The organism is Bradyrhizobium sp. CCBAU 45384, assembly GCF_028128665.1.
Taxonomy (GTDB): domain Bacteria; phylum Pseudomonadota; class Alphaproteobacteria; order Rhizobiales; family Xanthobacteraceae; genus Bradyrhizobium; species Bradyrhizobium manausense.
In genome coordinates, this window is the sequence record NZ_LBIZ01000114.1 from 35,911 (window position 1) to 55,212 (window position 19,302).

General features: G+C 58.9%; 29 protein-coding genes and 2 pseudogenes. 20 read left to right on the forward strand and 11 right to left on the reverse strand.

Going from position 1 to position 19,302, the window contains the following annotated elements; genetic code table 11:
* Positions 1 to 59 precede the first annotated feature (59 nt).
* Positions 60 to 413, reverse strand: coding sequence for an IS66 family insertion sequence element accessory protein TnpB (tnpB, locus tag XH80_RS26345; protein ID WP_061876445.1), 354 nt, complete (start codon positions 411 to 413; stop codon positions 60 to 62).
* Complete coding sequence (tnpA, locus tag XH80_RS26350) at positions 410 to 832, reverse strand: IS66-like element accessory protein TnpA (protein WP_271601082.1); 423 nt, start codon at positions 830 to 832, stop codon at positions 410 to 412. The genes tnpB and tnpA overlap by 4 nt, the downstream gene beginning before the upstream one ends.
* Positions 833 to 978: 146 nt before the next feature.
* On the opposite strand from tnpA, the gene XH80_RS26355 reads away from it, so the two are divergent.
* The 12 genes from XH80_RS26355 to XH80_RS26410 all read left to right on the forward strand — a co-directional run bounded on the left by XH80_RS26355 (position 979) and on the right by XH80_RS26410 (position 6,972).
* The gene (locus tag XH80_RS26355) at positions 979 to 1,419 is read left to right on the forward strand and encodes a hypothetical protein (RefSeq protein WP_271601083.1); all 441 of its coding nucleotides are present in this window, start codon (positions 979 to 981) and stop codon (positions 1,417 to 1,419) included.
* The gene (locus XH80_RS26360) at positions 1,400 to 2,518 is read left to right on the forward strand and encodes a hypothetical protein (RefSeq protein ID WP_271601084.1); all 1,119 of its coding nucleotides are present in this window, start codon (positions 1,400 to 1,402) and stop codon (positions 2,516 to 2,518) included. The genes XH80_RS26355 and XH80_RS26360 overlap by 20 nt, the downstream gene beginning before the upstream one ends.
* A gap of 169 nt (positions 2,519 to 2,687) precedes the next feature.
* A complete protein-coding gene (locus XH80_RS26365) occupies positions 2,688 to 3,263 on the forward strand; it encodes a hypothetical protein (protein WP_271601085.1) in 576 nt (191 codons plus the stop codon).
* A 200-nt stretch (positions 3,264 to 3,463) separates the two neighbouring features.
* On the forward strand, positions 3,464 to 3,997 hold the full coding sequence (locus XH80_RS26370) for a hypothetical protein (RefSeq protein ID WP_271601086.1): 534 nt from the start codon (positions 3,464 to 3,466) through the stop codon (positions 3,995 to 3,997).
* The gene (locus tag XH80_RS26375) at positions 3,997 to 4,554 is read left to right on the forward strand and encodes a hypothetical protein (RefSeq protein ID WP_271601087.1); all 558 of its coding nucleotides are present in this window, start codon (positions 3,997 to 3,999) and stop codon (positions 4,552 to 4,554) included. Before XH80_RS26370 ends, XH80_RS26375 begins: the two co-directional genes overlap by 1 nt.
* Positions 4,547 to 4,708 (forward strand): hypothetical protein, encoded by a 162-nt coding sequence (locus XH80_RS26380; protein ID WP_271601088.1) that lies wholly within the window; start codon positions 4,547 to 4,549, stop codon positions 4,706 to 4,708. Before XH80_RS26375 ends, XH80_RS26380 begins: the two co-directional genes overlap by 8 nt.
* Positions 4,709 to 4,711: 3 nt before the next feature.
* Complete coding sequence (locus XH80_RS26385) at positions 4,712 to 5,311, forward strand: HK97 family phage prohead protease (RefSeq protein ID WP_271601089.1); 600 nt, start codon at positions 4,712 to 4,714, stop codon at positions 5,309 to 5,311.
* Complete coding sequence (locus XH80_RS26390) at positions 5,308 to 5,529, forward strand: hypothetical protein (protein ID WP_271601090.1); 222 nt, start codon at positions 5,308 to 5,310, stop codon at positions 5,527 to 5,529. The genes XH80_RS26385 and XH80_RS26390 overlap by 4 nt, the downstream gene beginning before the upstream one ends.
* A 7-nt stretch (positions 5,530 to 5,536) precedes the next feature.
* Complete coding sequence (locus XH80_RS26395) at positions 5,537 to 5,743, forward strand: hypothetical protein (RefSeq protein ID WP_271601091.1); 207 nt, start codon at positions 5,537 to 5,539, stop codon at positions 5,741 to 5,743.
* A 107-nt stretch (positions 5,744 to 5,850) separates the two neighbouring features.
* A complete protein-coding gene (locus tag XH80_RS26400) occupies positions 5,851 to 6,189 on the forward strand; it encodes a P27 family phage terminase small subunit (RefSeq protein WP_271601092.1) in 339 nt (112 codons plus the stop codon).
* Between the two features lie 262 nt (positions 6,190 to 6,451).
* Entirely contained in the window at positions 6,452 to 6,721 is a 270-nt protein-coding gene (locus XH80_RS26405) for a hypothetical protein (protein WP_271601093.1), read from the forward strand.
* Positions 6,722 to 6,768: 47 nt separating this feature from the next.
* Positions 6,769 to 6,972 (forward strand): cold-shock protein, encoded by a 204-nt coding sequence (locus XH80_RS26410; RefSeq protein ID WP_271601094.1) that lies wholly within the window; start codon positions 6,769 to 6,771, stop codon positions 6,970 to 6,972.
* Positions 6,973 to 7,306: 334 nt separating this feature from the next.
* On the opposite strand, the gene XH80_RS26415 is transcribed toward XH80_RS26410, so the two are convergent.
* Positions 7,307 to 7,486, reverse strand: a complete 180-nt coding sequence (locus XH80_RS26415) for a hypothetical protein (protein WP_271601095.1) — start codon at positions 7,484 to 7,486, stop codon at positions 7,307 to 7,309.
* Positions 7,487 to 7,568: 82 nt separating this feature from the next.
* Here XH80_RS26415 and XH80_RS26420 point away from each other — a divergent pair, with 82 nt between their 5' ends.
* The 3 genes from XH80_RS26420 to XH80_RS26430 all read left to right on the forward strand — a co-directional run bounded on the left by XH80_RS26420 (position 7,569) and on the right by XH80_RS26430 (position 10,584).
* Positions 7,569 to 8,195 (forward strand): hypothetical protein, encoded by a 627-nt coding sequence (locus XH80_RS26420; protein WP_271601096.1) that lies wholly within the window; start codon positions 7,569 to 7,571, stop codon positions 8,193 to 8,195.
* Complete coding sequence (locus XH80_RS26425; RefSeq protein ID WP_271601097.1) at positions 8,099 to 9,697, forward strand: hypothetical protein; 1,599 nt, start codon at positions 8,099 to 8,101, stop codon at positions 9,695 to 9,697. Before XH80_RS26420 ends, XH80_RS26425 begins: the two co-directional genes overlap by 97 nt.
* A 140-nt stretch (positions 9,698 to 9,837) precedes the next feature.
* Positions 9,838 to 10,584 (forward strand): DUF5131 family protein, encoded by a 747-nt coding sequence (locus tag XH80_RS26430; protein ID WP_271601098.1) that lies wholly within the window; start codon positions 9,838 to 9,840, stop codon positions 10,582 to 10,584.
* Here XH80_RS26430 and tcmP read toward each other — a convergent pair.
* The 6 genes from tcmP to XH80_RS26460 are packed head-to-tail and all read right to left on the reverse strand — an operon-like array spanning position 10,554 to position 13,777.
* A complete protein-coding gene (gene tcmP / locus XH80_RS26435; protein WP_271601099.1) occupies positions 10,554 to 11,438 on the reverse strand; it encodes a three-Cys-motif partner protein TcmP in 885 nt (294 codons plus the stop codon). The two genes, XH80_RS26430 and tcmP, sit on opposite strands and share 31 nt — an antisense overlap.
* Before the next feature lie 23 nt (positions 11,439 to 11,461).
* On the reverse strand, positions 11,462 to 11,770 hold the full coding sequence (locus XH80_RS26440; RefSeq protein WP_271601100.1) for a hypothetical protein: 309 nt from the start codon (positions 11,768 to 11,770) through the stop codon (positions 11,462 to 11,464).
* 30 nt (positions 11,771 to 11,800) lie between these two features.
* Entirely contained in the window at positions 11,801 to 12,052 is a 252-nt protein-coding gene (locus XH80_RS26445; RefSeq protein WP_271601101.1) for a hypothetical protein, read from the reverse strand.
* Positions 12,053 to 12,097: 45 nt separating this feature from the next.
* Positions 12,098 to 12,352 carry a hypothetical protein gene (locus XH80_RS26450; protein ID WP_271601102.1) on the reverse strand — a complete coding sequence of 85 codons (255 nt, stop codon included), beginning with the start codon at positions 12,350 to 12,352 and terminating at the stop codon, positions 12,098 to 12,100.
* 24 nt (positions 12,353 to 12,376) lie between these two features.
* Entirely contained in the window at positions 12,377 to 13,291 is a 915-nt protein-coding gene (locus XH80_RS26455) for a hypothetical protein (RefSeq protein ID WP_271601103.1), read from the reverse strand.
* Positions 13,292 to 13,351: 60 nt separating this feature from the next.
* Positions 13,352 to 13,777, reverse strand: coding sequence for a hypothetical protein (locus XH80_RS26460; RefSeq protein ID WP_271601104.1), 426 nt, complete (start codon positions 13,775 to 13,777; stop codon positions 13,352 to 13,354).
* A gap of 510 nt (positions 13,778 to 14,287) precedes the next feature.
* On the opposite strand from XH80_RS26460, the gene XH80_RS26465 reads away from it, so the two are divergent.
* The 5 genes and pseudogenes from XH80_RS26465 to XH80_RS26480 all read left to right on the forward strand — a co-directional run.
* Positions 14,288 to 14,560: a DUF6894 family protein gene (locus tag XH80_RS26465; protein ID WP_271601105.1), complete on the forward strand. Its 273-nt coding sequence runs from the start codon at positions 14,288 to 14,290 to the stop codon at positions 14,558 to 14,560.
* 686 nt (positions 14,561 to 15,246) lie between these two features.
* Positions 15,247 to 15,636, forward strand: coding sequence for a hypothetical protein (locus XH80_RS26470; protein WP_271601106.1), 390 nt, complete (start codon positions 15,247 to 15,249; stop codon positions 15,634 to 15,636).
* 144 nt (positions 15,637 to 15,780) lie between these two features.
* Positions 15,781 to 15,969: pseudogene (locus XH80_RS44125) on the forward strand (helix-turn-helix domain-containing protein); the annotation flags it as partial.
* Positions 15,970 to 15,998: 29 nt separating this feature from the next.
* On the forward strand, positions 15,999 to 17,132 hold the full coding sequence (locus tag XH80_RS26475) for a tyrosine-type recombinase/integrase (protein WP_271601107.1): 1,134 nt from the start codon (positions 15,999 to 16,001) through the stop codon (positions 17,130 to 17,132).
* A 32-nt stretch (positions 17,133 to 17,164) separates the two neighbouring features.
* A pseudogene (locus XH80_RS26480) lies at positions 17,165 to 18,241 on the forward strand (ComEC/Rec2 family competence protein); the annotation flags it as partial.
* Positions 18,242 to 18,330: 89 nt separating this feature from the next.
* On the opposite strand, the gene XH80_RS26485 reads toward XH80_RS26480, so the two are convergent.
* Together XH80_RS26485 and XH80_RS26490 are read right to left on the reverse strand one after the other, a co-directional pair.
* Entirely contained in the window at positions 18,331 to 18,765 is a 435-nt protein-coding gene (locus XH80_RS26485; protein WP_271601108.1) for a hypothetical protein, read from the reverse strand.
* 192 nt (positions 18,766 to 18,957) lie between these two features.
* The gene (locus XH80_RS26490; protein WP_271601109.1) at positions 18,958 to 19,161 is read right to left on the reverse strand and encodes a hypothetical protein; all 204 of its coding nucleotides are present in this window, start codon (positions 19,159 to 19,161) and stop codon (positions 18,958 to 18,960) included.
* Positions 19,162 to 19,302 lie beyond the last annotated feature (141 nt).

Here is a 19,302-nt window from a genome sequence, read left to right on the forward strand (position 1 = left end):
GAGCACATCGCCGCCGCGCGTGCCACGTTCAAAATAGCAGCCGAGTCATTCTGCCGCAGTTATCCAGCCGCCTGAGGACGCCGCGCTTCTTCCGGGCGGACCAATCTCCAATCCAGCCCCTCGAACAAGGCCGCGAACATCGCCGGCGATATCCGCATCACGCCGTCTGCGATCGTTGGCCAAACGAACTTGCAACCTTCAAGACGCTTGTGCACCAACACCAGGCCCGTTCGATCCCAGACCAAAATCTTGATCCGGTCCGCTCGTTTCGATCGGAACACGAAGGCTGCGCCGCTGAACGGGTCGAGACGAAGCATCTCCTGCACCTTCGCTGCAAGCCCATCGTGGCCACAGCGGAAGTCGATCGGCCGCGTCGCGATGTAAATCTTCAGATCAGCACCGGCCGCGATCATCGTGACGCTCGCACCGCACGGATCACCCGGGACAATTGCTCGGCATCAATGGCCGTATCCGTCCGCAGCACGACATCACCGATCGCGATCTCAAGCTTGATCGCCGGAGCCTGACGCTCCTCCAGCGTACGTTCCACGACCAGCGGCGCAAATGTCGGCGGAGACGCCTCACACAGCGGCAACATGCCTCGCTGTCGAAACCGCCGTCGCCAATCGTAGATCTGCCAGCGCGTCGTTCCGTGCTTGCGCGCCACCTCGGATACCTGGGCACCGGGTAGCAGACTCTCAGCAGCGATCCGGGCTCTCTCTGCTTCCGACCGAACTCGACGTCCTGACGGCCCTTCAAGGATCTCCAACCGGCTCACCGACCCTGCCGATGAGACGTCCAAATGGACGTCCTTTTTGCTGTCCAATCCCATCTCAAACCTCCGTCCAAGCCGGAGGCTTCTTCGCATAGATATCCAGATCCCGAAGCAAGGGTTCCGGCTGAGCGCTTACCATTTTTCGTGAAAATACGTATTTGTTTTGATGATGACACCACAGCCGAACCTCTACAGAGGCAGCCATGACTCTTGAGCAGTTCAGGGATTCACATTGCGAGACTGAGCGCCAGGCGGCGCTTGCCAACGCATTCGATGGCGCAGTTCTTCATACAGTGAAAATGGGCACGTCTATTCGGCTCGCCTCGAAGTTGGCAAACGCGACACTGCAATTTGGCGGCTCCAGAGTCGGTCATAACAATCTCGCCAAAGCGATCGGCTGCAGCCCGCGCACGGTTGCAAAGTCAATTCGCGAATTGCTTGAGAACGATTTTATCTCGTGCGCAGGGCACACCGTAGACGGCGCGCCGATCTACATCGCAAAAATCCGGGAACACGCTGAGGCGTATCGCACGTGGCACAAGGCCCGGTGCGAGGCGCAAGCCAAAGCGTTGCGGGCGAATACTGAGTTCGTTCCTCCCGCCTATCCGAAGCGGGAGCAGAAGCTTGAAATTAGGGCGGCGTAAGCCTGCGGAACTGGCGCTTCGGCGCCTCGGCGACGACGCAGACGGGGACAGTCGTCTCACCGATGCAGCGCGCAAGCTCTACCGGAAAATCATTGCGAGTTATAATTGGGAGAACGGTTACGCCGAGTGCTCGGATAACTTCGTTACTCACAAGATGGACACCTCGCTTCGTTCAGTGAAGCGCGGGCGCAAACTATTGTTGGAAACCGCGCGCGTCTCGATTGTCCGAAAGGGTGGCAGGCGCGGCACCGAGAGATGGTCTACCCGCTATGACCTGCCGTTCGGCTATCGCGGCTCTGATGAATTCCGATTGCTCAACGGCGGCAGGCACACCTTGGACTGGCTCGCAACGCCGGTGACGCTGCCGTTCGACAGACCCCTCCGACGCAAGTCCCAAAGTGCCAAAAACGCACTTCCCAAAGTGCCAAATTTTCCAATTTCCCAAAGTGCCACGGTGGCACCCAAACCTATTTCTAAAGAAATAGATATCCCGCCCCCTCCGGGGAGCGCGGGGCCTGACGGCCCGCGCGTGGGCGGGAGGGAAGTTGATACTGTTACCAGAGCCTCCGCAGGCCCGCCTCCAGGTTACGCGGTCTGGCGTATTACGCATGCTGGTTACGTCGGCGTGAAGGGGCAATGCGAAGATGACTATGACACGTTGTTGGCACACCTGCGTAGTCAGCGCGGCGGAAAGTTCACGCTTCGCTGCCACCTCGATAGTGACGAGTACGACAGCCTTGAATCCGCAATGGGTATCGATGGTGAACCAGAGCGGCTAGTTGGTAGGGAGGTCGCAATGAGCACCAAGCGCGAAGGCCCGAAAACATTCTGTCGGCCGCGACCTGAGCCATGGAGGGAGTTTACGGTCGTATCCGGTGAATCGCTCGATGATGGTGGTGCGGCGCTCCAAGCAGTGTTCCACGACGAGGGCCGCCAAGAGCCACAGCGCTGGGTGCTGGGGGCCAGAGACGCGGCGGCACTCGCGGAGGCATGCGGCGGCGAGGATGGCGCTGTCGGTGCCCGCGTGCGGTTTAGGTTGATGCCAGACGACTCGCTGGAGTTTCGCCTGTTGGTGGCAGGCCGGGCGGAAGCCGCCTGACCGGGCAGGGCCATCCATGTCCCTCTGGCTATCGCCACCAAATGCCGGCCCCACAGTCGCGCGTTAAATCCCGCAGGTTTTCAAATTGTTTTCCAGGGTGCAGCCGAGCTAGCGGCCACCCCACGAGCCAGCAAATGGCCATTACGTCACGTCACGAGATATCCCCACTGTGAACCGCTCCCAACTCATTCCGGCTCTGCACAAGGCTGGCGACACCACCACGCTGCAAAGCATCAACGCCTGGTCCGAACTCACCGGGAAGCCGCTTATTGCCGACAATGACAACCACGCCGAGCCAGCGCGGCCTGTCCATAAGCCTTCACTCCCTGACGGCACCATCGTCGAAACCCTTATGGAGACCACAAGCGCCGAAGACCTGATTGCGATGTACCGGGAGGACCAGGAAGCCAAGAGGGATCCAGACTTCGAAAAGAAGCTCCCTCCATATTCCGCGGCGCAGCACGTAGAGCGCTTTCGACGTCCTCGCAAGGCCAAGGCCTCGCCAGCTCAAGTCAATACCCAGACGGTCGAGGACGTCATGGTGCGAAATATCGATGAGCGTCGACTCAGGACCAAGATGGGAAAGCACGCCGACGTCCTAGACGCGGTGCTTGATGACAGTACAGCCGCCGAAATCGGCCAACTGGTTGCCGGTCCAGGTAGCAGCAAGCGCGCCTATGAGGGAATCGGCAAACAGGCGGTAGTTCGCGCCGCGCGGAAACTGTCCGAACTTATGGCTGCCTAGCCGTTTGCGCTAATCAAGGTTGCCGCTGCCAGAGATATGAGGCCACATTTTGTGGCCGGTGACGTGCAAACTCTGGCGCGCTGGCCACCCCCCTGGCGTCGCCTCTTTTTTTCGGCATTGAGCCGTGAAGCCGTGCAGTCGGCTTTTTATTTGCTCAGCTTATCGCAAATCCTAACTCTTAAAATGGAGGAGTGGCCACCATGGCCTCGATCAGCGCTGTACTCGATGCGATCGAGCAGCACCTAAAATTTCCGCGTTCGCGCAGCGCAGGTGTCGCGCGCCGTTTGCAGGAAGCGCGACTTCTGCCAACGGGGGTGCCAAGTGCACCACCTGAGTTGGATGAGGATCAGACGATTGATCTCGTTGTTGCATTGGCATCCGACGTCACCTTGCACGAAGCACCGGACGCAGTGCGCGCGTTTCACCGAATGACTCCTGGCGGTGTCAATCTCGAAGGCGCACCTCAAACTATTCCGAACGCTCCCATCGCGGTGTCGATCTTAGTTGAAGACGCCAGAGCAGGTGTCGCGGAGGCCCGCAAGGCACAGATTGCCGTGTCCTGTAACTGGCGAGCGCTCGCAATTCACATGCCGGGTGGTGATGTGCAGCGCTTCTGCGAAGCGGGCCAGGCGGCCTCGCACTGGCAGTCCGGCGGACACCACCGTTCAACCACGCTCAACGTGGCAGCGATTGCTGACGCACTCGACGAAATCTTTGGAAAGGCTCAAGCCTAATGGCGCCCCTTAAGAACAAATCTGCCCACGAATTTATCGTGCCAACGCTCGAAACCTCCAGCCAGGATTACGCCAGCTTGGTCGCGAAGCGGCGGGAATTGCATGAATTGCTGTCCTCGCTGAACAAGGAAGCCGCCGATCTCGACACCAAGATCGCTGCAGCGCCCAATGCGCCGCATAGCGCGGGCGTTTCGAAATTGCTTGGCGACCCCGAAGATGCTGCTCCCAACCTCCGAAAGCGACGGCGTGCGGTTTCAGGGGAAATCACCGATTGCGAGACCGCCTTGGGCGTGATTGCGAAGCGCATCGAAGCAGCCCGCGAAGTTGCGAGCAAGACTGCGTGCACCGCTGTTCGGGGCGAGTACGGTCGGCGTTTGGGTGCTCTGTGTGAAACCGCCAAGGCGCTGGAAGCAGCACGCGCGCAGCACGATTCTTTGCTCGACGACCTGGAGCGAGAGGATATCAATCTAGCTTACCTGCGTCCGGTCCGCGCGCACTTCACCGAAAGAGTCGCCTATTTTCTAAAGGAAGCGCGGGAGGCCGGCCACAATGTCTAAGATCACCGTCTATTCCGGAGACGAGAGTAAACGCGGCGTCGTTTCGCGGCGAGTGAAGTTGGTCGGCGAGAAAAGACACTGCACGACTGATGAATCCGCAGTGGAGATCGCAAAGCGAATGATCGAAGAGCGACGAAAGAAGCGCGGTGAGTAAGGAATGAGTGATGCTGGAATAATCTCTGGGTACGCCATTCGATGGTCGGACAGTGCGAATATCGGGGGACTGTTTTTTGAGAGATTCGATCCTTCTGCTTTCGACGCTTTCCTTGCCGCCAGTCCCGACGTTGTTGCACTTTGGAGCCACCAGGACGACCGGCCGCTCGGTCGAGTGAGCAATAGAACACTTCGCGTTAAGGCCGATACGACCGGATTGCGATACACGCTTTTTCCCGATCCGACGTCTCCACTTGGGCAGGAGGCAATCGCGTCAGTACGGTCAGGTTTGGTGCATCAAGTCTCGATAGGCTTTTGGCCTGATGAAGAGAATTGGTCGTGGGCCGACGAGGAGACGCCACTGCGGGTCATCACGAAAGCCGAGCTTAGAGAATTGTCGCTTGTAACCTGGCCTGCGTATCAAGACACGAGCGCCAACTACGTTGCTCCCGTGGCCGCGGATCGAGCCTCGTTACAGGTGCCTAAATCGGTAGCCGCAAGGCGAGCTGAGATGGAGATGAAGTTTCGATCCATCCCGGTTACGAACCATCAGGCAGCGAAGCGCCGCATCGAAGCAGCGCAGCGGAAGCGGAGACTGAAATGACAACGATCAATGGCTTGATACATAGCTGGGATCGCCACAGACGCCGCGGCATCGCCGTATTGGACGATGGCAAGACGGTGCAAGTCCATGCAAGCAACCTCGGCGCCGAGCGGCGTCACCCTGAGTGGAAAGGTCCATTTCAGTTGTACGGTGGAGATCGCGCTGAGTTCGTCATCGATGATGACGGCCGCGTAACTGATGTTTTACGGACTTGGTGAGGAACCAATGGGTACATACACAACAAAAGTCTATCATGAGGTTGGCGGCGACAGGCTTACCGTCGATCCCGGCGGTTCTATCAATTTCAACGGTGTGACCTTCTCGGTGAATGCGGCTGGCAAGTTGATTGTTGCCGGTCTCCCCACCGTGGATCCGCATGTGGTTGGCGCATTGTGGGCGAACGGCGGCGTGCTGACCGTTAGCGCGGGCTAGGGGAGGGCTGGTCGGATCTCTCAGGCCCTGCGCCTAAAAGACCGGCGGCCAACTCAAACGCGCGCGATGGTTGCCCCGGTTCAAACATAAATTTGGATGACCTACGTATGACTACCCGAAAACCACCCCAGCACCTGCGACAAACCACCGCAAAGTGGTTTCGCAGCGTGCTTTCCGACTTCGATTTGGATGAGCACCACATCCGGCTGCTCACGCTAGCTGCTGAGGCCTGGGACCGCGGGCAGCAGGCGCGGGAAGTCATCGAGGCCGAGGGAATGACCTTCATCGACCGATTCGGTAGCCCGAAACCGCGCCCCGAAGTCGCCATTGAGCGCGACAGCAGGATTGGTTTCGCCCGGCTGCTCCGCGAATTGGCGCTCGATGGCGTGGACGGTCCGGAGGCGCCGCGCGCGCCTCGTTCGGCCGACTACGGAAACCGCCGCTGATGCCAGTCCGAAAACGACGGAACAAACGCGTCCAGGCTGCAGGTGCAGACGAATGGTTCTGCGCTTTCGAGTCCGAGTTTGATCTGTTCGGAGATCTCGCTGGCCTGGTTGAATTGGACCAGCACGGCCGACCCACTAGCGAGGAGGCGCGCAAAGCTTGGCGATTGCACGGGCATGCGTTCCTCGATGACTTCGCTGCGCGTTACCCGAACGGCGCGCACTTCGTGCCCTGGGCGCTTGCTGAATTCGGGGATCCACGCTGATGCCTGCACGATTGAGACGAGGAAAGCGTCGCGACCGTACAGGCATCACGCCGGAGGCAGTCGAGATATTCAGGCGCGCGCACAAAGCGCCAACCCATGCCGACCGGATCGCGTTGGCCGAAGCGCTGGGCCGCAGCAAGTTTGCTGCCAGCCCGTTCGATAGCGAGCCGCGTTCGCTGATCGGCGGTGACCGCCGCTTGCCTGCCGGCTGGACGACCACGCCGCCCGGCTATAGCTTGTTGAAGCCATGGGCGTTGGCCCGCCCCTAGGAGCGACCGCGCACCCTAGCTTTTGATTTGAAAACGGAGAACTGAAAGTGGCTATTGGTACTGTGAAATGGTTCAACCCGACGAAGGGTTATGGATTCATTGCCCCGGACAACGGCGGCAAGGATGTGTTTGTGCATATCTCGGCGGTTGAGAAGGCTGGTTTCACATCTCTCGCCGAGGGTGCAAAAGTGAGCTTTGACGTCGTAAATAATCGCGGGAAAGACTCGGCGGAGAATTTGCGGATCGGGTGACGCACCCAACGTGCTTTTCAACGAAATGGCCGCAGCGGCGAACCACTGCGGCCTGCCGGGTTAAAATTTGTAAGTGAAATATGGGATCCAGCCCCGGCAGAATTAGCCTATCGCGACTCTGCCGGGGTGCAATGTCGATGATGTCACACTCTGGAAAATGTTGCGCGTACGTCAGTCTTATTGACGGAAGAGAGGGAGGGCCCGCCGGGGCTGGCTATGACGAGCCCTCAACCTCACGCGCTGGGCGATGAGTTCCCCAGGCGTTGGCGCACGACCGACAGTCTGCACCCGATCGCGTCAGTTTCGTGTCAGCCAATATTAAATTTTGGCGCGGTCATCGCTGATGCCCCAAGCCGATTCCCAAGCTCAGCGCCTTCTGACGTAGAGCGCCAACGGTGCGCTTTGTCTCCTTCGCAATCTTCGCGACAGGCGTCCGCGCTTTAGAGTGTGCCTTCAGAGTTTTGATATCGTCCTTCGTCCACTCGCGGCGAACTACGTTTTTGTTCTTGGCCAACTTGGCGCTCCTTCATTGATAGGAGCGCGCTTTAGCACACGGTGCGGTGTGCGCAACCACCCCATATTATTAAGGAAGTAAGTTGTCAAACGATCTAGTCGTACAACTCGGCGCAAAGCTGGATCAATTCCAAAGCGACATGAATCAGGCCGGCGACATCGCGGACAGCGCGATCGCGCGCATCGAACAATCATTTGCGAGTCTCAACCCGACCGCCGGCGGATTTGCATCGCTTGGTACTGCAGCGGCTGGCGTTACTGGCGTCGTCGGCGGGCTTCTGGCTGCCGTTACCCAGGTGAATGGCCAACTCGCGGAGTTGCAGAAGAATGCTGAGTACACTGGCTTAACTGCCGAGCGGTTTCAGCAGATCCAATATGCTGCTGGTCAAGGTGGTGTATCGAGTAAGGACTCGGTCGATGACTTGCGCAAGGTCGCCAGCCTGTTGGCTGATGCTAAGGAGAATGAAAACTCACTTACACGCCTGCTTGATGCAAACAACATCAAGTACAAGGACCGCAACGGCCAGGTTATCAGCCTCAATCAGCTTCTTACGATAGCTGGCGGTCTGATCAATAAATTCGACTCAATTCCAGAAAAGACCAAGGCGCGCAGATGCTTGGCCTGTCTGAGAGCTGGGTTGAAGCGCTCCGCAATGGCAGCAAGTCCTTTGAGGATATCGCACAGGGCGCGAACGCTGCGGGCGCCGTGATTGACGGCGCCACTGTTGCCAAGGCCGCCGAGTTTGATCGCGCGTGGAAGCAGTCATCGGCCCAACTCGCTGCACAGTTTAAATCGACAGCAGCGGACATTGCTGGCTGGCTGGACGGTCTGATCGAAAAAGCCAACGAACTGGTGAAGACCGCGCTTGCCTCTCAGAACGTGCAGCCGGGAAGCGGTCAAGAAAAGTTCAACGCCATAGCGGATGCAGCCGCGATTTTTGCGAAGAATGCGGTGGGCGCGGCGCAAGACGTCGATCAGGTAACTCGCGCAATTGAGCGGTTAAATGCTTCGGGCAAACCGGAGAATATGCAGATTGCTGATGGCCTGGAGTTAATCCGCGCCAAGGCGCAGCTCGCTCGGGACATGCTGAAGGCGGCCGCTGAGCAGCAGTCCAAGGTAGAATTCCCCGGGGGCGTACCGACGCCTGCAGCGCGCCCTGCAGCTGCTAATAACGCGGACCCGAACGCAGCCAAACTACCTAAGCGCAAGGATGGCGAAGAGGCGGCTGACGCATACGATCGCGCCACGGAATCTCTAAACAAATATGTCGTCACGACCAACGCATTGGCGGAAACACAAGGCCAGGGCGCTGGCGCAACAGAGGAAGCCAAGGCGGAAGCGCAGCTTCTGAACGCTGCGCAGTTGGCCGGCATTCCAATCACCGAAAAGGTGCGGGACCAAATTCAAGACCTCGCGCAGGACGCAGGTCTTGCCGCTGATGCATTGGCAAAGGCCAAAGTTGCGTCTGATATCCCGTTCGGTGCCAAGTCTGCATTTCTGACGCCGCAGGATTTGGCAATCGCCCAACAACTGAGGGGCATCTATGGGAACGATATCCCAGCTGCTCTGGCTAGCAGCGAAGCCGCCGGCATGCGCTTCAACGCCACCATCAAAGAGTTGGCGAACCTAGGTCAGCAGGTAAACAGCGGATTCTTGGTAGACTTCGAAACCAAGATCCGCAACGGGGCGTCCGCAATGGACGCGCTAAAGGAGGCCGGTCTTAACGCGCTGGGCAAAATTGCTGACAAGCTGGCGCAGATGGCGGCCGATCAGCTTTGGTCGTCGGCGTTCGGCGGCTCCGGTGGAGGCGGGCTCCTCAGCCTGCTTGGCATCGGCGGTGGTGGCATCAACGCGAACGGCTCTATTGCTGGCGCTGTCGGCCCGACGTCGGTTGGTGGTGCCCCGCTCGTTGGGCAATTCGCGTCAGGTACTGATTCTGCGCCTGGCGGTCTGTCCTTGGTCGGCGAAAACGGCCCAGAGCTTATGAACGTCCCGCGCGGCGCTCAGATCATTCCTAATGATGTTCTGCGCGGTGGTGGGGTAGGAGGTGGAGGCGTCGCTGTTCACGGTGGGTCTGTCTACATTCAAGGCGACGCTAGCGAGAAGACGGTGGCGCTGATCAAGGCTGCCTTGGCGCAGCAGAACGCGGAATTGCCAATGCGTGTTGTGGCTGCGGTGAAAGATGCGAAGGCGAGACGGGTGTTGGGGTGAGGGGCGGGGAGCCGATTAGGCCAAAGCCGATGGATTGGAAGCGCTGGAAGGCGAAGCGGTTGGCGATTTGAGTCAGCCCGTGGTTAACGAATTATCACCATTTTTTTGTGATCCTCTCGACTCTCAAAAGGGGGAGTTCCATGGCTGAAACCTCGATCGAGTGGACGGATGCGACATGGAATCCCGTCGCTGGTTGCACCATTCTCTCGCCTGGCTGCACCAACTGCTACGCCATGCGGATGGCCGCGCGCCTCGACGCTATGGGTGTTGCGAAGTACAGGGGGCTGACGCGAAAAAGCGGCGGCCGAGCGAAGTGGACTGGGAAGCTCTATCTGGATCGTAAGGCGCTAGATACGCCTAAGGGCTGGAGCAAACCGCGCCAGATCTTTGTGAACTCAATGTCCGATCTCTTTCATTCGGACGTCCCGGCTTCGTTTGTGGCCGAGGTCTGGGCGACAATGGCGGCGACTCCTCGACACACCTACCAGATTCTGACGAAGCGACCGGATCGCATGGCTGAGATCACATCAGCACTGCCCGTGTTGCGAAACGTTTGGCTCGGCACTAGTGTCGAAAGTGCGGATTATCTGGGCAGGATCGATGAACTGCGTGAGGTGCGCGCCGCGGTGCGGTTCATCTCGTTTGAGCCATTGCTAGGGTCTGTCGGCGACGCCAACCTAGAGAATATTCATTGGGCAATTGTGGGCGGCGAGAGTGGTCCGAGTGCTCGGCCGATGGATGCGGAGTGGGTTCGCGAAATTAAGTCCGCCTGTCGCCGCCACAGCACCGCGTTTTTCTTTAAACAGTGGGGCGGCAAGAACAAGAAGGCCGCAGGCCGAGTGCTGAACGGTCGCACCTACGACGAGATGCCGGCCTTGAGAATGTGATTGCCGACGGTCCTGGCCAATTTGATCGCGGCGGGATTCTGACTAGAGATACAGAAGAACAGAGAGAAGCGCTGTGGCCGCTCGTGTAGGGGTAATGGCAGAGGGTCAAGCACCGCTCCAAAGATGGTCTCTAGCCGCCTTTTGGCGTAGGCCTCTAGCGCGACCATATCGGCCTCTCGCCTCAAGGAAACGCCTTCATCACCGCCAAAAAGATCGTACGTTGTGTTCGCGGAATATAGCTCGCGCTCCCATTCGTCCGTACCGAGCATGCGTGTTAGAGCGGCTCTTTTGTCCTCATCTAAGTCGGCATGATCGCGCGTCGCCTGACGGTAAAAGCCTGCTAGCGAAAACAAGTACCATACGTCGATTGCTTGAGTCTTCGCGATAGCCGCCAAGGTCGACCAGTCAACTTCCATGCCGTACGGATCTAGGAATAGAACGGCGCGAGTCGATCTCCAACTGTTTGACGCGAGCAAAGACTTCAGCCCTTCGTTGGCATCATTCTTTACGACAGTGATGCGCCTATCAGGGTGTCGCGCCCTCAAGTCTTCAAGCGCTCGGACATAAGAAGGCTTGTTCTCGATGAACACCAGAAAATCGAAGCGGGGTGTCACATCGATTGCGATTTTTGCGGAACCGCGGCGTCGCTCGATCCGCTCCGGTTCGCCAGCGTCAATCAGGCTGGCTGGAATAGCCTCATGGCGAACTGTCCGGTAGCCGGTGCCTGCAAAGGCGTCGATATACCAGAGTTGAGGGAACTTGTTGCGTAAAGCTGTCGTGAAGAAATGCAGATACTTTTCCACGATCGAGAGCTTTAGTTCGGTATGTTGGTCGCCAAACTCGTGATCTGTCATAAGGGGCCAGCTTTCCGCCGCTCTCAATCTTCATATCGTTCTTCAGCGCGCCGCAGCACGATATTTCCGTCTCTCAACTCCAAGCTTAGAATGTTCATGTCAGGCTGGATTGAGAATGCTTGCGATTGATCATACCAACGCCATTGAAACCATAGTGTCTTTCCGTCTTCATGCTTTTCCCAGATTGTCTTCTGAGAAGGGGTGCCGTCTCCTAGCTGGGTGAATCCGCTTTGGTTCAGGGCTTGTTCGACGTTGGCCACGTTGCGGTGATTGGCTGCGAAGATCATCGCGGATGCAATTTGGTCGAACGTCGCATCGATTTTTCCAGACATTGGTCGTCACCGCCTATGCGCTAAATATGTTTACCGCGGAATCTCGGTCAGATTGCGCCATACAGGGCGGCCTGTTGCCCTAGTGAAGCGCGCAGCAATCTCATCAAAGTTCTCATCGCCATCAGTCAAGATGAGGACGCCTTCAATTCCGTCCTCGATCATGCTGGTCACCGCTGTAGGTGCGTGGCCGAATGGGCCGATCGTGACCTCGTGCCCTCGCTCTGTTAATGTCGCGGTGTACCAACCGGCAACGTCGGCTGCAGATAGGATTGCGATCTTCATCCCTGTGACTCGCGAGTATGATTAAGCGCCTTGGCAAACATGCCATCAAGCCTCCACGCCGCGCGAGCGCATGCTGCGCCAGTACTCGCGAATTTCTGCTTCAAACCAACCTTCGGCCTCGGCGCGGGCATCACTCCGCGATCTGAATTCGAGGTAGTGGCTGTAGTGCTTGCTTTCGAGCCATGTTTTGAAAGCGCCAAAGCTAGGGTAGTAGCCGGGCTTTGGCCGATAATTCGTTTCGTGCATCCACTCTAACGCAAGATGCCTGATCTTCTGTTCGGCGTCCGCTTTTTTGTGCATGGCGTAGTGCTCACTTCGCGTCGTTCATGCCACGAAAGTCCTGAGCTTCTCTTTCCATCCAGTCGAGTGCACAATGCGCGTCTTCTGAAGTGACGCGTCGAGAATTTGCTTCTTTGACAGGCGAGAAGCTGCCTCCCAATCGCTGCCGAATACGTAGATTGCATTGTCGCGACGGATGCTTTCGAGCACTACAATTCCCTTCGGCTCGAATTCATAGGCGATGTAATCACTAAAGCCGTTCACTCCGATGTAAATGGTCGTCGGTCCAAGTGAAACCAGCGTGTCCTGCCGATCTTGGATGACCGCGGCGACACTCTCCGATGCTTTTCGCAGGGCAAACGTGAGGTGCGTCCTCATTCGGCTCCATGGGTACTCGCCTGGAGGCAGTAGCTTCCAATTGATTTGCTGGACGTGCGGAGGGCTGAGAGATTTCAGGTCGGTTGCTGCTACTTCGCAGTGGCCAATCAGTTCCAAGAATAAATTGATGATGTGCTTCAGGTCTTCGGCTTCATCGACATTGATCGTGGGTGACACGATGAGAATGCGAGACTCTAATCTTCTCAGGGATATCTCCACCGATGGTGGGGGCGTGACGATGCGCGGGTAGCACTCCTGATGGATGTCCTTGAAATCCTCTCGCTCTTCGGTTTGCCCTCGTCCTGACCACTGTTTCCACTTCCAACGAACGGTCCTAATGTACCTGGACTCTTTCGGTTTCGTTTTGTCCGGTTGCCATTTCCCCTCAGCGTTGAAACGAGAGACTGGCCCTCGGATCGGCGGAAGCAGCGTGGTCCCATCAGGAGAGTCTTCTGAAAAGCCGGTGCGTAGCAAGGCCCTGGCATCGTCTGAAACATCGGCAATGACTTTGACGGATGTTCCCTTCGCGATGTGTTTCACATAGCGATCAAGATTATGAATTCGAGTCTTGTTGATCCGCACTGTGTGTCCCTCAGCCGCCCAGTTCACTAGCTCGCCAATCGATCTTCATTTTCTTGTTGGCTAGCTTGACGGTTTAGCAGCGGGACTCGTTTTTTTGGTCTTGGGGGTAGGCGCGGCAGCCGCAGCCTCCTGTTGCTTTTTCAGCTCGGCGACCCTCGCCAACTCGGCACGCTTTGCGTCGGCTTCATCCTCTCTGACGAGGAGGTAGCCCTTTTCAGCCATGCAGCCCTGACCGACAGTGTCGGCGGCGTTGGTTCGCTCTTGGGCTGCGATGGCTCCCGCCAATCCACCGCCAGCGACAGTGACCCCTGACAGCGCGGCCTTATTGCGCTCACCCAAGCAGGCGGTTCTGTCGACTTCGAATTGGGTCTGTAGAACCGGGTTTTCTCGGGAGGACTGACCGTCGACGCGTACCCATCCCATTTTCGGTGCGGCGGCGCAGCCGCCTAAGGCGACGCAAAGCGCCGCAATCGCAATTCTACGCATGTGAAACAGCCCCCAAGCCTAAAAAGTAGGCATATCAAACAACAACCATCGCGCGAGATCAATAGCTTGCGCGCGTATGTATCCACAAACCGGGAAAAATATGCACAGCCGAGCCGAAGCACGCCCAAGGTAGGGGGTGGATCACCCCTCCGAATTGGCTTCAGCGCCTGCCGCATCAGCGTCCTAATGGCCTGCGGGCTGGGAGGGGCACGATTTTCCGCTCGACTTTGCTGTTGCAGTAGCAAACGCAGATTTTGCGTTTGCTTGATCAACCGCTTTTCCCTGAGATGCGGCAGACGCCCTGCCACCAATCGCCTTCGCCGGCCCGTTGATCTCCTCCCACACCTCCTTACGCGGCTTGATGTGCGGCGCCTCCTCTGCTGGCGACAACTCGGCGCGGGCCAGGTTCTCATCGATCTCCATCAATTCGGCGCGGAGCGGGTCGTGCAGCGAAGTAAGCAATACCTGTCATTTTTGACAGGTGCGTGCCGCCCTGAGGTGGGCGCATGATTGCCCAAAACGACGGGGGCCATTGCTGTGCAGCGCTACTATTTTCCGATCATTCACAACGGACATCTACAGACAGATGACGCCGGGGAAGTGTTTGGTTCGCCCGATCTCGCGCGTGAATACGGCGCCCGTGTCGCACGCGATATCGGCAGCGATCCGGAATTCGACCGGTGTGCTGGCACGGTCGTGTTGGTGCTAGACAGCGCCGGTACAGAGATCGGGCGGCACGTGGTTGCCAGTGTGTGTGATCGGCGCGCAGAGGAGACGCCGTAGTGGTACGGGCGCCAATTGTGAAGCAGTTCACACTCGTGCGCCGCGATGGCTGCTATAGCAGCAGTCGCTGGAGGATTTCAGGGGCCAGCAACAGGCGCCGCCGGGACAACGTATTTCGAGCCCAGCGGCGTAGTTTTTTGTGCACCTTAGCCTGGCTTGCCTGCCAGCGTTTCGATTTGGTCAAGATCCAGTCCTGCGTCCCCCGTATTGACGTAAAGGTATCTTGATCCGCAAAGCAGCGAGGCCCGACAGTGTGATCCGGAACGCCCCCGCCGTGCTACCGCGTTCAATCCAGCCCTTTGACAGCATGTTGAGGATGGTGCGCTGGCCGGTGGGCTCAAGAGATCTCAGCGTCAGCTCGCGACCCGATCGCAGTCTCTGCAATGCATCTCGCTCCGAGGTGGTCGGCAGATGGCTGGCGCGAGCTGGCATCTTATTTTTTGGCCCTTAGCGCCTGGCGCATCAACGTTCTAATGGCTTCGGGGCGGGTAGGGGCTTTGTCCTGCTCTGCAATCCAGTCATCAACTGCCGTGAGGTCATCCGGCTGCAGCCGGACCTGAATCTGTGTGCCCTTGCCGGTTGGGGCAGGTCCTCGCTTTTTCCGTACTTTCACGGCTTTGCGCTTCTGGAATCTGTGGTACCACAGTTTCGGGCGGTCAAATGAACCGGACGAACTGGGAAATACTATGCCTAATCAAAACAAAACCTGCACAAAAACCAATGCTAGTGCTGAGCTTTCCACACCCGCGACCTTCCACGCCGCACCGAACCTCTCTCAGCTTCTCCAGGCTCACAAGATAGTCGCCGACATGATCACCGCGACGCCGTCCGACCCTGTGGTCGACAAATTTCGAGCGACCGCCGAACAGATGCTTCTCGATATCACGCTCGCCCGCGCTGCGACGTGGGAGGAGTTCGGCCAAAAGGTTCAGCTGCTGGTCGATCAAACGACCGAAAAGTCCGACGGACACTGGCTGACCGCGGTACAGGAGGGCGTTTATTGGGACCTCAAGCAGCTGAACGGCGAAACGGCGGCTGCTGAGCGAGCAGCGGTGGTGCTGCAGGCCGCGGAATAGGCCGTGGTATAATTAGCCAGAGGTGGTGAATCGCCGGCCACTGGATTTGTTGAGACCCAGCAGCGAAGCGCCAGCGGTTCACCACCCACCCCTGTGCGTCGGCCTTAGCCGGCGAGGTTTTGCAGAGCAATCTATTCAAGGGGCATGCTCTTGCCCAATCCCGCCAACGACAACAGCCGCTTGCTCACGCCCGAACAAGCGGCATCTCGGCTTAATATCACCGAAGATCATCTCCGCGACCTCGTGAGGGAGGGCGCCATCGGATTCATCAACGTCGGGCTCGGCAGGAAGCGCCCGCGGCGGCGTTTCACCGAATCGGACCTGAATGACTTCATTGAAGCCCATCGCAGGAGGGAAATACCGTGTCAGTCTATCGTGACAAGCGTTCGCCGTACTACTCGTTTGACTTCTGGCACGCCGGCAATCGGTTTCACGGCCCGACAAAATGCACAACTAAATCAGACGCAAAAAAATTCGAGGCCCTAGAGCGCGAGAAGGCCAAGGAGCTGGTCAAGGCGACTCGGCGCGCCAAGGCATCCCTGGCGATCGATGACGTCGCCGACCGACTTTGGCTTGATAGCGCTCAATATGATGCTGATCCGAAGGCCACTCAAACCAACCTCAACCGGCTAATCGAATATTTCGGCAAGGAGAAGCCGCTCACAGATATCGATCACAAGGCGGCGAAGGATCTGGTGGCGTGGCGGCGAGGGCATCGCATCTCCCGCCGTGGCAAGCGGACCAAGGAAGAAGAGCTGGCCCTGCCTCTGGTCTCGAACGCCACAGTCAACCGGTCCGCAACCAAGGTGCTGCAGCGGCTATTCACGTTCGCCAAGGCCGAGAAGGTCGTGTTTGAGAATGAACCCGAGTGGGACAAGCTTTTGCTGTCCGAGCCAGTGGAGCGTGTCCGCGAACTAAAGATCGAGGAGGCTGACGCGCTCGACGAGGCGATGCGCGCCGACTACGGACCGTTCTTCGATTTTGTGCGGGCTAGCGGCATGCGGCTGAAGGAGTGCGTGACACTGAGGTGGTCGGAGGTGGACTTTGGCACCCGGCAGATTGTTCGCCTCGGCAAGGGCGCCAGGCGCGTTGTATTCCCGATCACGCCAGCGGTTCGCGAGATACTCTTCCCGCTACAGGGCCAGCATCCGGAGTTCGTATTCACCTACGTTGCCATCTACGGTAACAAGCGCCTGGGTAGGGCGAGGGGGCAACGCTACCCTCTAACCTACACCGGCGCTAAGACAGCCTGGCAGCGCCTCAGGGCCAGTTCTGGGCTGGCCGATTTCCGGTTTCACGACTTCCGGCATGACTTCGGTACCAAGCTCTTGCGCGACAGCGGCAACCTGAAGCTGGTGCAAAAGGCGCTCAACCACCGTGACATTAAAAGTACCCTGCGATATGCGCATGTGCTCGACGAGGACGTTGCCGAAGCAGTCGAGCGGCTCGCAGAGTCCCGGAAAAAGTCCCGGAGCAAGCTACGAGAGGTAGGTTAAGCATTTGATCTAACAAGCGAAGCCGGACTCCACATCCAAGCTTTCAAATGTCGTTCGCGGCGACGCTCGGGCTCGTCGCCATGGTGCAGATGGGCATGCCGAGCCTGCTGGCCTCGCCCGATCATTCGGCGACCGCGCGCATCGCGCTGTGGGGAGGCCGCGAGATCGCGATGCTGTTCATGGCCTCGATGATCGCGGGACTTGCGACCACGCCTTACGCCGCCTTCCATTTCCACCGTGTGACGCCTTATGGCGTGCTCGCCAATCTCGGCGCGATGCCGGTGGTCTCGGCGTTGGTGATGCCGGCCGGGCTGCTCGGATTGCTCGCGGCTCCGTTCGGGCTGGACGGCGTGTTCTGGTGGCTGATGGGAATCGGCATCGACTGGATGATCTTGGTCACGCGCTGGGTGGCGGCATTGCCCGGCGCGGTCGGCCACGTCGGCGCCTTCGGCACGGTGCCGCTGATCGCTGCGAGCCTCGGCCTGATCCTGATGGGTCTTTTGCGCACGCCGCTGCGCTGGTCGGGAGCATTCGTGCTGGTGGCGGCGACCGTCTGGAGTCTTTCCGTCCGGCAACCCGATATTCTGATTGCCGGTGACGGTCAGAACGTCGCGGTGCGCGCCAGGGACGGGCAGCTGCACCTGATCAGGGCGAAGAAGGACAATTTCCTGCTGAAGGAGTGGCTTGCAGCGGACGCTGATCCGCGCGATGCGGCGAGCACCTCGCTCGGCGACGGCGTGTCGTGCGACGATGCCGGCTGCGTGACGCCGCTTGCCGACGGCCGCATGGTCGCGCTGGCGCTCCGCATCGACGCGCTGGCTGATGATTGCGGTCGCGCGGCCCTGGTGGTGACGGCAAAGCCTGCGCCGCCGGATTGCACCGGGATGGTGATCGATCGGCCGCGTCTGGCGAGCCAGGGCGCGCTGGCGCTGACACGTCGCGGCGATGGCTTTGCCATTGCGGCGGCGAGGGCGAGAGGCGCAAACCGCCCCTGGTCGCCGGCGGCGGCCGGCGATGGAGATTTCGAAGGGACCCTCATGCCGCGGTCCGCAGCTCCGCGCGCCAAGGACGCAACACCGTCCGAGGCCGACCTTCAGGCCGAGGATTGAGGCATGATCCGGAAAAGCGCGGAGCGGTTCTCCGGCGCTACAAACGCGAAAACGCGTTTGCGCGGAGATCATGCCCAAATTAGGCCGGTTCAACCGATCGGCAGGCCCGGAGGTGTCGGCTGTCTGTCGGCGACAACTTGCGGCTTGTGCTCGCGCTCACCGAGCGGCAGGGTCACCGGCAGTTGCAGCACGGTTGCGCGCTGGCCTTCGACGAGCTGGGTCACCAGCACGTATTTGCCATCGGGGAATTCGATCGCGTCGTGATGACGATCGGGAATGTGCGGATCGACCTTGCCGAACTTGCCGACGCGCGAATTGATGGTGCGCGTCCAGATCCACCTGTTGTCGTAGCGGACGTTGTCGGCGAAGGCGAGCTCCGTTCCCGGCAGCAGGCAGACCGCGACCGACTTGTCGGCTTCGGAGGCGAAGCCGCGCGTCGAGGTGCCGCGGAAGGTTGTCGTGACGATCGTCTCGCCGACCTCTGCGGGACGCGTCGCGACGGCATGCAAGCTATAGTCACACATCGGGTGCTCCTCATCAGCGATAGAGCACCCGCGCCTCTTCTGAGGCGCAGGCCTCTATCAGAGTGGAAGCCTGCGATCATATGCCATGTTGGGGGCAAATCTGCGGCTTGAGTCTGCAGGCTGCCATCACAATTTCTTTTTCAGACGTCCGAGGAACAAAGACTGCTTCCGTGCATTCCGAGAGCTTCTTCGTTAGCGCCCAGCCGGTGCCGACCAACCCGAATAAGGCCAGGCTGGCTGCGCCCGTTGCCCGACGGCGTTGCGGGCATTGCGGAATTGTTCGTTCGTCGCCTGTGGCGCCCTGCGAACGTGATGCTGCGGCTGCGCAGCGAAGGTTTGCGACGCTGATATTGCGATCAGCGCGATCGCGACGGTGCTCAGAATAATCTTGCGCATGGCGGTCTCCTCGGTCTCGCAAGGCCTGCGAAGCGATGCGTGCTTCGTCATGGCGTGCCGGGGATGTAGCGCGGGAGAGGTGGCCGGATAATCAGTGCAAAACCAGAAAAACCAACCAGCCGGAGCGGACAATCGTCCGCT

What these genes read in the sequence shown, in the direction of transcription:
- tcmP (WP_271601099.1), bottom strand. Translation starts at nt 11,438, where the DNA reads ATGACAGATCACGAGTTTGGCGACCAACATACCGAACTAAAGCTCTCG.
- XH80_RS26405 (WP_271601093.1), top strand. Translation starts at nt 6,452, where the DNA reads ATGCCTGCACGATTGAGACGAGGAAAGCGTCGCGACCGTACAGGCATC.
- XH80_RS26390 (WP_271601090.1), top strand. Translation starts at nt 5,308, where the DNA reads ATGACAACGATCAATGGCTTGATACATAGCTGGGATCGCCACAGACGC.
- XH80_RS26375 (WP_271601087.1), top strand. Translation starts at nt 3,997, where the DNA reads ATGGCGCCCCTTAAGAACAAATCTGCCCACGAATTTATCGTGCCAACG.
- XH80_RS26355 (WP_271601083.1), top strand. Translation starts at nt 979, where the DNA reads ATGACTCTTGAGCAGTTCAGGGATTCACATTGCGAGACTGAGCGCCAG.
- XH80_RS26430 (WP_271601098.1), top strand. Translation starts at nt 9,838, where the DNA reads ATGGCTGAAACCTCGATCGAGTGGACGGATGCGACATGGAATCCCGTC.
- XH80_RS26470 (WP_271601106.1), top strand. Translation starts at nt 15,247, where the DNA reads ATGCCTAATCAAAACAAAACCTGCACAAAAACCAATGCTAGTGCTGAG.
- XH80_RS26490 (WP_271601109.1), bottom strand. Translation starts at nt 19,161, where the DNA reads ATGCGCAAGATTATTCTGAGCACCGTCGCGATCGCGCTGATCGCAATA.
- XH80_RS26450 (WP_271601102.1), bottom strand. Translation starts at nt 12,352, where the DNA reads ATGCACAAAAAAGCGGACGCCGAACAGAAGATCAGGCATCTTGCGTTA.
- XH80_RS26485 (WP_271601108.1), bottom strand. Translation starts at nt 18,765, where the DNA reads ATGTGTGACTATAGCTTGCATGCCGTCGCGACGCGTCCCGCAGAGGTC.
- XH80_RS26440 (WP_271601100.1), bottom strand. Translation starts at nt 11,770, where the DNA reads ATGTCTGGAAAAATCGATGCGACGTTCGACCAAATTGCATCCGCGATG.
- XH80_RS26395 (WP_271601091.1), top strand. Translation starts at nt 5,537, where the DNA reads ATGGGTACATACACAACAAAAGTCTATCATGAGGTTGGCGGCGACAGG.
- tnpB (WP_061876445.1), bottom strand. Translation starts at nt 413, where the DNA reads ATGATCGCGGCCGGTGCTGATCTGAAGATTTACATCGCGACGCGGCCG.
- XH80_RS26400 (WP_271601092.1), top strand. Translation starts at nt 5,851, where the DNA reads ATGACTACCCGAAAACCACCCCAGCACCTGCGACAAACCACCGCAAAG.
- XH80_RS26425 (WP_271601097.1), top strand. Translation starts at nt 8,099, where the DNA reads ATGCTTGGCCTGTCTGAGAGCTGGGTTGAAGCGCTCCGCAATGGCAGC.
- XH80_RS26380 (WP_271601088.1), top strand. Translation starts at nt 4,547, where the DNA reads ATGTCTAAGATCACCGTCTATTCCGGAGACGAGAGTAAACGCGGCGTC.
- XH80_RS26370 (WP_271601086.1), top strand. Translation starts at nt 3,464, where the DNA reads ATGGCCTCGATCAGCGCTGTACTCGATGCGATCGAGCAGCACCTAAAA.
- XH80_RS26445 (WP_271601101.1), bottom strand. Translation starts at nt 12,052, where the DNA reads ATGAAGATCGCAATCCTATCTGCAGCCGACGTTGCCGGTTGGTACACC.
- XH80_RS26385 (WP_271601089.1), top strand. Translation starts at nt 4,712, where the DNA reads ATGAGTGATGCTGGAATAATCTCTGGGTACGCCATTCGATGGTCGGAC.
- XH80_RS26460 (WP_271601104.1), bottom strand. Translation starts at nt 13,777, where the DNA reads ATGCGTAGAATTGCGATTGCGGCGCTTTGCGTCGCCTTAGGCGGCTGC.
- tnpA (WP_271601082.1), bottom strand. Translation starts at nt 832, where the DNA reads ATGGGATTGGACAGCAAAAAGGACGTCCATTTGGACGTCTCATCGGCA.